This window comes from Pseudomonas sp. TE3552, from assembly GCF_056278945.1.
Genome location: NZ_JBWBQJ010000001.1, coordinates 95,962 through 106,397 on the forward strand (window position 1 = coordinate 95,962; position 10,436 = coordinate 106,397).

General features: G+C 57.6%; 12 protein-coding genes and 1 other RNA gene. 9 read left to right on the forward strand and 4 right to left on the reverse strand.

Annotation, left to right across the window (positions count from 1 at the left end; genetic code table 11):
• Positions 1 to 208 precede the first annotated feature (208 nt).
• The 7 genes from rplM to ACZ9BB_RS00475 all read left to right on the forward strand — a co-directional run bounded on the left by rplM (position 209) and on the right by ACZ9BB_RS00475 (position 5,096).
• Positions 209 to 637, forward strand: a complete 429-nt coding sequence (rplM, locus tag ACZ9BB_RS00445; RefSeq protein WP_007905295.1) for a 50S ribosomal protein L13 — start codon at positions 209 to 211, stop codon at positions 635 to 637.
• A 14-nt stretch (positions 638 to 651) separates the two neighbouring features.
• Positions 652 to 1,044, forward strand: a complete 393-nt coding sequence (gene rpsI / locus ACZ9BB_RS00450; protein ID WP_003228056.1) for a 30S ribosomal protein S9 — start codon at positions 652 to 654, stop codon at positions 1,042 to 1,044.
• Between the two features lie 267 nt (positions 1,045 to 1,311).
• Positions 1,312 to 1,905, forward strand: coding sequence for a ubiquinol-cytochrome c reductase iron-sulfur subunit (gene petA, locus ACZ9BB_RS00455; protein WP_476212075.1), 594 nt, complete (start codon positions 1,312 to 1,314; stop codon positions 1,903 to 1,905).
• Positions 1,905 to 3,116, forward strand: coding sequence for a cytochrome b (locus ACZ9BB_RS00460; RefSeq protein WP_476212076.1), 1,212 nt, complete (start codon positions 1,905 to 1,907; stop codon positions 3,114 to 3,116). The genes petA and ACZ9BB_RS00460 overlap by 1 nt, the downstream gene beginning before the upstream one ends.
• Entirely contained in the window at positions 3,116 to 3,898 is a 783-nt protein-coding gene (locus ACZ9BB_RS00465; protein WP_476212077.1) for a cytochrome c1, read from the forward strand. The genes ACZ9BB_RS00460 and ACZ9BB_RS00465 overlap by 1 nt, the downstream gene beginning before the upstream one ends.
• A 150-nt stretch (positions 3,899 to 4,048) precedes the next feature.
• On the forward strand, positions 4,049 to 4,666 hold the full coding sequence (locus ACZ9BB_RS00470; RefSeq protein WP_007939828.1) for a glutathione S-transferase N-terminal domain-containing protein: 618 nt from the start codon (positions 4,049 to 4,051) through the stop codon (positions 4,664 to 4,666).
• A 16-nt stretch (positions 4,667 to 4,682) separates the two neighbouring features.
• Positions 4,683 to 5,096 (forward strand): ClpXP protease specificity-enhancing factor, encoded by a 414-nt coding sequence (locus ACZ9BB_RS00475; RefSeq protein ID WP_476212078.1) that lies wholly within the window; start codon positions 4,683 to 4,685, stop codon positions 5,094 to 5,096.
• Positions 5,097 to 5,148: 52 nt separating this feature from the next.
• Here ACZ9BB_RS00475 and ACZ9BB_RS00480 read toward each other — a convergent pair whose 3' ends face one another.
• The 4 genes from ACZ9BB_RS00480 to ACZ9BB_RS00495 all read right to left on the reverse strand — a co-directional run bounded on the left by ACZ9BB_RS00480 (position 5,149) and on the right by ACZ9BB_RS00495 (position 8,590).
• Entirely contained in the window at positions 5,149 to 5,727 is a 579-nt protein-coding gene (locus ACZ9BB_RS00480) for a BON domain-containing protein (protein WP_008072118.1), read from the reverse strand.
• Positions 5,724 to 6,317, reverse strand: coding sequence for a phosphoheptose isomerase (locus tag ACZ9BB_RS00485; RefSeq protein WP_003171862.1), 594 nt, complete (start codon positions 6,315 to 6,317; stop codon positions 5,724 to 5,726). Before ACZ9BB_RS00485 ends, ACZ9BB_RS00480 begins: the two co-directional genes overlap by 4 nt.
• 99 nt (positions 6,318 to 6,416) lie before the next feature.
• Entirely contained in the window at positions 6,417 to 6,779 is a 363-nt protein-coding gene (locus ACZ9BB_RS00490; RefSeq protein WP_476212079.1) for a YraN family protein, read from the reverse strand.
• Complete coding sequence (locus ACZ9BB_RS00495; protein ID WP_476212080.1) at positions 6,779 to 8,590, reverse strand: penicillin-binding protein activator; 1,812 nt, start codon at positions 8,588 to 8,590, stop codon at positions 6,779 to 6,781. Before ACZ9BB_RS00495 ends, ACZ9BB_RS00490 begins: the two co-directional genes overlap by 1 nt.
• A 177-nt stretch (positions 8,591 to 8,767) precedes the next feature.
• On the opposite strand from ACZ9BB_RS00495, the gene rsmI reads away from it, so the two are divergent.
• Both rsmI and rnpB read left to right on the forward strand, forming a co-directional pair.
• Complete coding sequence (gene rsmI, locus ACZ9BB_RS00500; protein ID WP_476212081.1) at positions 8,768 to 9,673, forward strand: 16S rRNA (cytidine(1402)-2'-O)-methyltransferase; 906 nt, start codon at positions 8,768 to 8,770, stop codon at positions 9,671 to 9,673.
• 74 nt (positions 9,674 to 9,747) lie between these two features.
• An RNA gene (rnpB, locus tag ACZ9BB_RS00505) (RNase P RNA component class A) lies at positions 9,748 to 10,101 on the forward strand.
• The last annotated feature ends 335 nt before the right edge of the window (positions 10,102 to 10,436 follow it).

The following is a 10,436-nucleotide window of genomic DNA, read 5'->3' on the forward strand; positions in this document are numbered from 1 at the left end:
TGAAATATTTTTCGCAATCTGCATAATTGCGCACCTCTTTCTGCAGTGGAAGTGATGCGCCGCCGCCGAAGAATCTTGCCGTTGAACGGACGCGCCGACCCGAGCCCCCGAAAGCGTCTGTATCCGGCTGCCTTTGACTTGTCAAAGTACGCACTATTCAGTAAGATCCGCCGTCTAATTTACAGGGCGGCCCCTGAGGCTATAAAGAATGAAAACTTTTACTGCTAAACCGGAAACAGTACAGCGCGACTGGTTTGTCGTCGACGCTGCAGGTCAGACCCTGGGTCGTCTGGCCACCGAAATCGCGAGCCGTCTGCGTGGCAAGCATAAAGCTGAGTACACTCCTCACGTTGACACCGGCGACTACATCGTCGTTATCAATGCCGAGCAGATTCGTGTAACCGGTGCTAAAACCACCGACAAAATCTACTACTCCCACTCCGGTTTCCCGGGCGGCATCAAGTCGATCAACTTCGAAAAGCTGATCGCTAAAGCCCCTGAGCGCGTGATCGAGACCGCGGTCAAAGGCATGCTGCCTAAGAACCCGCTGGGTCGCGACATGTATCGTAAGCTGAAAGTCTATGCGGGCGCTGTACACCCTCATACTGCTCAGCAGCCCCAAGAACTGAAGTTTTAACGGAATAGTTCATTATGTCGGCGACTCAAAATTACGGCACTGGCCGTCGCAAGACCGCAACCGCACGCGTTTTCCTGCGTCCGGGTACTGGTAACATCTCCATCAACAACCGTTCGCTGGATAATTTCTTCGGTCGCGAAACTGCCCGCATGGTAGTTCGTCAGCCGCTGGAATTGACTGAGACTGTCGAGAAGTTCGACATCTACGTCACTGTGATCGGCGGTGGTGTAAGTGGTCAAGCTGGCGCAATCCGCCACGGTATCACTCGCGCTCTGATGGACTACGACGAAACTCTGCGCAGCGCTCTGCGTAAAGCTGGCTTCGTAACCCGCGATGCACGTGAAGTTGAACGTAAGAAAGTCGGTCTGCGTAAAGCGCGTAAGCGTCCGCAGTACTCGAAGCGTTAATTCGCTTTCACGTTCAAAAAGAACGCCCAGTTTCCTCGCGAAGCTGGGCGTTTTTTTATGGGCGAGATTTATCAGGGAATTACGCTGTGACAACTTGCCACATCCGCAGAGGCCCTATACTGCAAGGCTTGGCAGTGGAGCCCCTCGGTAATTACCTTGTCAGAATTGGGGCTTTTCATTACCATTCGGCAAAATTTTTATAAGTTCAGATTTTTACTTAGTAGACGCCTGATTTAACAGGCCACAAAGCTGATGGGAGAGGACTGAATGAGCAATGACGGCGTGAATGCAGGCCGGCGTCGCTTCTTGGTAGCAGCCACATCCGTGGTGGGTGCTGCAGGAGCGGTGGGGGCTGCGGTCCCGTTCGTGGGGTCATGGTTTCCCAGTGCCAAGGCGAAAGCTGCAGGTGCACCGGTGAAAGTGAATGTCAGCAAAATCGAGCCAGGTCAGCAGATGATTGCTGAGTGGCGCGGTCAGCCGGTGTTCATCGTCCGCCGTACCGAGGAAATCCTGGGGAATCTGAAAAAGATTGAGGGCCAGCTGTCTGACCCCGCCTCCAAGAACTCGACGCAACCGACCTATGTCGACCCGCAGACGCGTTCGATCAAGCCAGAGATCCTGCTGCTGATCGGTATCTGCACGCACCTGGGTTGCTCGCCGACCTTCCGTCCAGAAGTGGCACCTGCGGATCTGGGCAAGGACTGGGTAGGTGGTTATTTCTGCCCTTGCCACGGTTCCCACTACGATCTGGCTGGTCGCGTCTACAAGTCGCAACCTGCGCCTTTGAACCTGCCAGTTCCCCCGCATTCCTATGAGTCCGATAACCTCATTGTTATCGGCGTCGATACGGAGAAAGCGTGATGAGCAAGTTCATGGATTGGGTGGATGCGCGCTTTCCCGCGACCAAAATGTGGGAAGACCATCTCAGCAAGTACTACGCCCCGAAGAACTTCAACTTCTTCTATTTCTTTGGCTCCCTGGCGCTGCTCGTTCTGGTCAACCAGATCGTTACCGGTGTCTGGCTGACCATGAGCTACACCCCGTCGGCGGAAGAGGCATTTGCTTCCGTCGAATACATCATGCGCGACGTCGAGTACGGCTCGATCCTGCGTCTGTTGCACTCCACCGGCGCTTCGGCGTTCTTCATCGTGGTTTATCTGCACATGTTCCGTGGTCTGCTCTACGGTTCATACCAGAAGCCGCGTGAGCTGGTGTGGGTGTTCGGCATGCTGATCTACCTGGCGCTGATGGCTGAAGCCTTTATGGGCTACCTGCTGCCGTGGGGTCAGATGTCCTACTGGGGCGCCCAGGTGATCATCTCGCTGTTCGGTGCGATCCCGGTCATCGGTAACGACCTGACCCAGTGGATCCGTGGTGACTACCTGATTTCCGGTATTACCCTGAACCGCTTCTTCGCCTTGCATGTGGTTGCCTTGCCGATCGTAATCCTCGGCCTGGTAGTGCTGCACATTCTAGCGCTGCACGAAGTCGGTTCGAACAACCCCGATGGCGTGGACATCAAGAAGCACAAAGACGAAAACGGCATACCGCTGGACGGCATTGCCTTCCACCCGTACTACACCGTGAAAGATATCGTCGGCGTGGTGGTGTTCCTGTTCATCTTCTGCTCGATCGTGTTCTTCTTCCCGGAAATGGGCGGCTACTTCCTCGAGAAGCCGAACTTTGAAGTGGCGAACGCCTTCAAGACCCCTGAACACATCGCACCGGTCTGGTACTTCACACCGTTCTACGCGATTCTGCGGGCGGTTCCGGACAAGCTCCTGGGTGTTGTTGCCATGGGTGCTTCGATTGCCTTGCTGTTCGTCCTGCCCTGGCTTGACCGTAGCCCGGTCAAGTCCATGCGCTACAAGGGCTGGCTGAGCAAGATCTGGCTCTGGGTGTTCTGCATCTCCTTCGTGATTCTTGGCTGGCTGGGTGTCATGGCGCCTACCCCGGAACGTACGTTGCTGTCGCAGGTATGTACCTTCCTGTACTTCGCCTACTTCATTCTGATGCCGTTCTACACCAGGCTCGAGAAGACCAAACCGGTTCCGGAAAGGGTGACTGGCTGATGAAAAAGCTATTTGCTGTACTGATTCTTGCGGCGATGCCTGTACTGTCCTTCGCGGCCGAACACGGTGGCCCAGAGCTGGAAAAAGTCGACATCGACGTTTCCGACAAGGCTGCCATGCAGGATGGCGCGCGTACGTTCGCCAACTATTGCATGGGCTGCCACAGTGCCAAGTTCCAGCGCTACGAGCGTGTCGCCGATGACCTGGGCATTCCTCACGAGTTGATGCTCGAGAAGCTGGTGTTCACCGGCGCCAAGATCGGCGATCACATGAGCATCGGTATGCAGCCGGCTGACGCCAAAACCTGGTTCGGTGCCGCGCCACCCGACCTGACGCTGGTGGCTCGCGTTCGTGGCACAGACTGGCTCTACGGTTACCTGCGTTCGTTCTATGAAGATCCATCGCGTCCTTGGGGCGTGAACAACAAGGTGTTCCCGAACGTCGGCATGCCTAACGTTCTTGTCGGCCTGCAGGGTCGTCAGGTGGTAGGCTGCAAACAAGTTCAAGTCGTCGATGACGGCAAGAAGCAATACGATCCGTTGACCGGCACCGCTTTGACGCATGAGGCCTGCGATCAACTGACTGTATTGCCGAAAACCGGCACGCTGAACGAAGGGCAGTTCGACGAGAAGGTCAAGAATCTGGTGACCTTCCTGGCCTACTCGGCCAACCCGGTGAAGCTGCAGCATCAGCGCATCGGTACCTATGTGTTGCTGTACCTGGCGTTCTTCTTCGTATTCGCTTACTTGCTCAAGCGTGAATACTGGAAAGACGTCCATTGATAAAGCGGTAAGCCATTGCTGTTAATCGCGCGCGCCCAGGGGCGTCTCTGAAGGTGTAACGAGTCTGGTGAGCCAGGCGTTACGGGAGGCGCCCTCTGGGCGCGCGTGTTTTTCCGTTTTCGATAATTTCAACAAGCGAGGAGGACCGCCATGGGCGTGACCAATCGGTTGGCCTGTTACTCCGACCCCGCCGACCACTATTCCCACCGAGTGCGTATCGTGCTTGCAGAGAAGGGTGTCAGCGCCGAGATCATTTACGTGGAGGCTGGTCGCCAGCCGCCTAAACTGATTGAGGTGAACCCTTACGGAAGTCTGCCCACGCTGGTCGATCGTGACCTGGCGTTGTGGGAGTCGACCGTGGTGATGGAGTATCTGGATGAGCGTTACCCGCACCCGCCACTGCTGCCGGTTTATCCCGTGGCGCGTGCCAACAGTCGTCTGCTGATTCATCGCATTCAGCGTGACTGGTGTGGCCTGGTGGATCTGATTCTGGATTCGCGGACCAAGGAAGCAGCCCGTGTCGTGGCCCGTAAAGAGCTGCGCGAAAGCCTGACAGGCGTGTCGCCGTTGTTTGCCGACAAGCCGTTTTTCCTCAGTGAGGAACAAAGTCTGGTGGATTGCTGCCTATTACCAATACTCTGGCGATTGCCGATTCTGGGTATAGAACTGCCGCGGCCTGCCAAGCCGTTGCTTGATTACATGGAGCGCCAGTTTGCGCGTGAGGCTTTCCAGGCGAGTCTGTCTGGTGTCGAACGCGATATGCGCTAAGGCTTAAGGAGCCGCTATGAACTCCAGTCGACCTTATCTGGTCCGCGCGCTCTACGAGTGGATTGTGGACAACGATTGCACCCCGCACATGCTGGTCAATTCCGAGTATCCGTCGGTGCAGGTGCCTCAGGGCTTTGCCAGTGACGGTCAAATCGTATTGAACGTGTCGCCACAAGCCGTGCGTCATCTGCACATGGACAACGAGGCGGTCAGCTTCGAAGGGCGCTTCGGCGGTGTGCCACACACGCTGTACGTGCCTATCGCCTCGATCCTGGGGATTTACGCCCGGGAGAACGGCCAAGGCATGGTGTTCGATCTTGAGTCGCCTACGGAAGACGAGGAAGAGATTGAGCCGGATGATGATATTCCGCCACCCGACAGCGAGCCTCCGCGTCCCAGCGGTCGACCCAGTTTGAAAGTGGTGAAGTAATAAAAAAGGCGATCCGAGAGGATCGCCTTTTTTGTGACTGCGTGTTTGTGCGTCAGTCGATGTACTCAAACAGCTTCACAATCTTTTGCACACCGGAAACGCCCTGCACCAAGTTGGTCGCCTGCGCCGCTTCCTGCTTGGTCAGCAGGCCGAGCAGGTAGACGATGCCGTTCTCGGTCACAACCTTGATGCGCGAGCCGGGAATGGAGGCATCGGTGAGCATCTGGGTCTTGATCTTGGTGGTCAGCCAGGTGTCATTCTGGCGCGCCAGCAGCGAGGAGGGTTGCAGCACTTGCAGTTCGTTGTGCACCTTCTTCACGCGCTGAACGGAGGCGGCAACCTGTTCGGCCTTGGCCTTGAGATCGGCGCGCGGCGTTTGCCCGGCGAGCAGCACGACACCGTTGAAGCTGGTGACGACGATGTGTGAATTGTTGTCCAGGTCCGGATCGGCCTTGGCGATGTTTACACCGGCTTTGGTTTCGATCAGGGAGTCGTCAATCTTGCTGCCGAAGGTGCGGGTGCCGCGGTCATCGTCGATCGGCGCTTCACGGCTGGCGTTAACCACCGAGGTGCAGCCGCTGATGCCGAGGCACAGGGTCAAGGCCAGAAGGCCTAGGCGATTAGGGGTCATTCTTCACTCCCGAACAGTTGGCTGTCGATCAAATCGCAAAGGCAATGGATCGTCAGCAGGTGGACTTCCTGAATACGTGCAGTGACGTTGGCCGGTACGCGAATCTCAACGTCCTCGGGCAATAGCAGTGACGCCATGCCGCCGCCATCACGACCCGTCAATGCTACGACAATCATTTCGCGATCATGTGCGGCCTGGATCGCTTGAATTATGTTTGCCGAGTTGCCGCTGGTGGAAATGGCCAGCAATACATCACCCGGCTGGCCGAGGGCGCGGATCTGTTTGGAGAATATTTCGTTGTAACTGTAGTCGTTGGCGATCGAGGTGATCGTCGAGCTGTCGGTGGTCAGCGCGATGGCGGGCAGGCTCGGGCGCTCGCGCTCGAAGCGGTTGAGCAGTTCGGACGAGAAATGCTGTGCGTCACCGGCGGAGCCGCCGTTGCCGCAGGAAAGCATTTTGCCCTCGTTGAGCAGGGCGTTGACCATGACCTGGCTGGCTTGCTCGATGTGCGGTGCAAGTACGTCCATCGCCTGTTGCTTGGTGTCGATACTGGCCTGAAAAAGCTGGCGAATTCGCGATTGCATGTCCATCTGTGTGACCTTAATTAGCGCGGCTACTCGGCACATGAATGTGCAGCCCGCAAAGCAAAGAGCAAAAGTGTGAAGGTGTCCGGTTCGGGGTCAAAGCGATCAGCTGTCGAAGGCATTCTGCAACCAGTTCAACTGATCCAGGTTGCTGTCGATGGCAATCACGTCGAAGCGGCAGGGGGAATTGGCCCAACGCGACTCGCGCTGAAGAAAATACTGCGCGGCGAAAATCAGTTTCTGCCGTTTTCGCCCATCAATGCTATCGAGCGCACCACCCCATTGGGTGTTTTTTCTGTAGCGGACTTCGACGAATACTACTGTATCGCCATCAAGCATGACCAGATCAAGCTCGCCGCGTTTACACAGCCAGTTCTGCGCCAGCAGGTGCAGACCTTGTTGCTGAAGATGCTCGAGCGCATGACGCTCGGCATCTTTACCGCTTTGCTGGCGTGACCTGTCAGGCATCAGCGCGAGGTGTCCGGCAGGCGTTGAACCTGGCCGTTGATGAATTCTGCCCATGGCAACTGACGCACGACCCGTTGATTCTGAGTCATGCCCAGGCTGCCCGATTGACCTTCGATGCGGCTGTCCGGCAAGGCTTTGAGTTGCCCCAGGCGCGGTGCCAGACGATAGGCGTCAACACCCATCGCATACAGGCGGCCCAGGCTGCCACCGGCTTGTGGCCATTGTGCAGTGACTTGTTTGCGCAGCGGGTCGTTGGCATCCAGCAGCCATGGGGTTTCGCAGAAGCGAATACCGTTCATGTCGTTGTACTGGTTCTGGTCGCCGCTGGCGCTGAACACGTGGGAGGTGGCGTAAACCGGCACGTCACCCGCGTATTGGAAGTTCAGGGTCGGTTTGATCTGTTGAGCCTGTTGCGGCGTCGCGGCCAGGAAGATGAACTCGATGTCCTGGCGACGTGAAGGCTGGGCGGCTACCTGCGAACCAACGGTGCTTTGCAGGCTCTTGGCACGGCCTTCGCTCTGGCGCAGCTGGAACATGTCGGCAATCTGCTGGGCCAGTTGTACCGGCTGGTCGACGCGCTCGGTAGCGACAATGCTGCCACCGTTGGCTTGCCAATCCTGGCTGAACGCCTTGTAGACGCGGTCGCCCCATTCGCCTTTCGGCACCATGATCGCGGCGCGATGCAGGCCATCGGCGCGTGCACGGCGAGACACTTCGCGGGCTTCGTCTTCAGCGGCAAGGCCGAACTGGAACAGCTGGGCCGGACCTTGCTCGCCTTCGCTGTAGTTCAGCGCCAGGGTGGTGATCGGCAGTTGCGGGCGGGCGCTGAGCTGTTTGACCAGCGGCTTCTCCAGCGGGCCGACTACCAGTTGCACGCCGTCGGCCTGGGCCTTGCGATAGAACTCGTCGAGGGACGTCAGGCGCGAGCTGTCATAGAACTCGATGGCTGGTGGCTTCTGCCCGGCTTGTTGCGCCTGGTAGTGCGCGGCCATGAAGCCTTCGCGCAGCGCTTTGCCGACCGAAGCCAGCGGGCCGTCTTGCGGCAGCAGCAGGGCAATCTTGCTCAGGGGCTGGCTGGCCAGTTCCTTGAGTTTGGTCAGTGGCAGCGGCAGCTGGATGGCGGCCGGGTGTTTTGGATTCTGCTCGCGCCAGTTGTCGATCGCGGCTTGCTGTTGCTCCAGGGTGCCGGCCGTTTTCACTGCCCGCGCCAGGCGTATCCAGCCGCCGAGGTCATCATCGGTAGTGGGCTGCAATTGATCGGTCGGCAGCGAAGCGATCAGGGTCCAGATCGCTTCGTGGTTTTTACTGGCTGCTTCACCTTCAAGCATCGGCGCAATAAAGATGCGCTCCCGTGCGGCGGGCAGGGTCTGACCGTCGGCCTCAAGGGCGCGGGCATGAACGGTGCCGGTTCGAACCTGTTGTCCGACCGGCAATTCGCTCAGGCGTTGCAGGCTCGGATGGCTCAGGGCCGTCAGCGCTGCTTTAGGCTGATTGCGGACCATGGCCAGTTCAGCCGCCAAGGTACTGGCGAAGACTTGTTGGGCAGGCTTGAGTTGTTCCACCGGCACCTGTTGCAGGATTTGCGCGGACTGGCCGGCATTGCCCTGACGATAAGCCAGGTCTGCCGCGCTCAAACGCAGTAGGGCGGCTTTTTCCGGATCTTTGCTTTGAGTGGCCTGTTCGAGCAGTTGCTCGATACTGGCGTCCGGGGTCCGTGGAAGTTCGCCAAGGCTGGAAGAGGGCGAGCTGGCGCAAGCCGCCAGCAAGGCAGCGAGGCAGAGGGCAGTGAACAGCCGCAGGCAAGCGATCATGTAAGTGTTCCTGATACTCGATCAAATTAGCGTGGAATTGTACCCAAGCGCTGGCCGGGGCGCGATGTTACTGGCGTGAATCGATCAATTTAGCTCGTACAAATGTTGCAGCACTGCACAAAACGCTGGAAAACCCGCGGAGGGTGAAGCGTATCGCAAGCGCCGCTACGCGCTACAATGCCGCCTTTTACCGATCATGAGGTGTGCGCTTTGACTGCTCCAGGTGCTTTGAATTCCGCTGCTGGCTCGCTTTATGTGGTGGCGACGCCCATCGGCAACCTGGACGACATCAGTGCGCGTGCGCTGAAGATCCTGCGCGAGGTCGCCTTGATCGCGGCCGAAGACACTCGCCATTCCCAGCGCTTGATGCAGCATTTCGGCATCCCCACGCCGCTGGCGGCCTGTCACGAACACAACGAGCGCGAGGAAGGTAACCGCTTTATCACGCGTCTGCTGGCGGGCGACGATGTGGCATTGATCTCCGATGCCGGGACGCCGCTGATATCCGATCCGGGTTATCACCTGGTGCGTCAGGCCCGCGCTGCGGGAATCAATGTGGTGCCGGTCCCGGGAGCGTGTGCATTGATCGCGGCACTCTCGGCGGCAGGGCTGCCGTCCGACCGTTTCATCTTCGAAGGTTTTCTGCCGGCCAAGGCTGTTGGTCGACGTGCTCGTCTTGAACTCATAAAAGAAGAGCCGCGCACGCTGATTTTTTATGAGGCCCCGCACCGCATCCTTGAATGCCTGCAAGACATGGAGCTGGTCTTCGGTGCCGAGCGTCCGGCGTTACTGGCGCGCGAACTGACCAAGACCTTCGAAACCCTTAAAGGCTTGCCGCTGGCCGAGTTGCGCGAGTTCGTCGAATCGGACAGCAATCAGCAGCGCGGCGAATGTGTGGTGCTGGTGGCGGGCTGGTCTGCCCCAGAAACTGAAGACGCAGTCAGCAGTGAAGCCATGCGCATTCTCAACCTGTTACTCGAAGAGATGCCGCTCAAGCGTGCCGCGGCATTGGCCGCGCAAATTACCGGCGAGCGCAAGAATGTGCTCTATCAAGTCGCGCTGGATAAACAGAAGGGCGAGTAAAAGCGACGCGCAGAGCCGGCCGAAGGCTTTTAGCGCTTGTTCTTCGGCCGCTCTGCCGTTAACCTTCGCGACGGAGAGTCGATCGGACAGTCGCTGCCCTCTATGAAAATTAGGGGGGGGAGGAAAGTCCGGGCTCCATAGGGCGAAGTGCCAGGTAATGCCTGGGAGGCGTGAGCCTACGGAAAGTGCCACAGAAAATAACCGCCTAAGCGCTTCGGCGCCGGTAAGGGTGAAAAGGTGCGGTAAGAGCGCACCGCACGTCTGGCAACAGTTCGTGGCTAGGTAAACCCCACTTGGAGCAAGACCAAATAGGGTCCCAAGGCGTGGCCCGCGCTGGGACCGGGTAGGTTGCTAAAGATGTCCAGTGATGGCCATCGTAGACGAATGACTGTTCAAGACAGAACCCGGCTTACAGATCGACTCTCCACCTTTTTTTCTTCTCTGCTTGAATCATTGGCAGCGATATGTGTAATGGCAATTCCCCTCCCTGCTGAATCAATAGCAGAAGCGCTTTTGTAATACCGAAAAAATCTTACTCTTAACAAACTACTTTAACTTCTGAACGCAGCCTTCTGTGCTGATTCAAGTTATTGAGCAAATTCATCCGCCAGATTCCCGTTAACCCTCCTTTTACGCTCCTAAATCTCCGTTCTGTAAGGCTTTTCCTTTGATCCGCGCCTTGACGGTGTGGTGGGCGCATTCCTATAGTGTGCGCAAGTGGCGGAAAGTGGCATGAAGTGGGTTTTTTGAACGCAAAACGCTA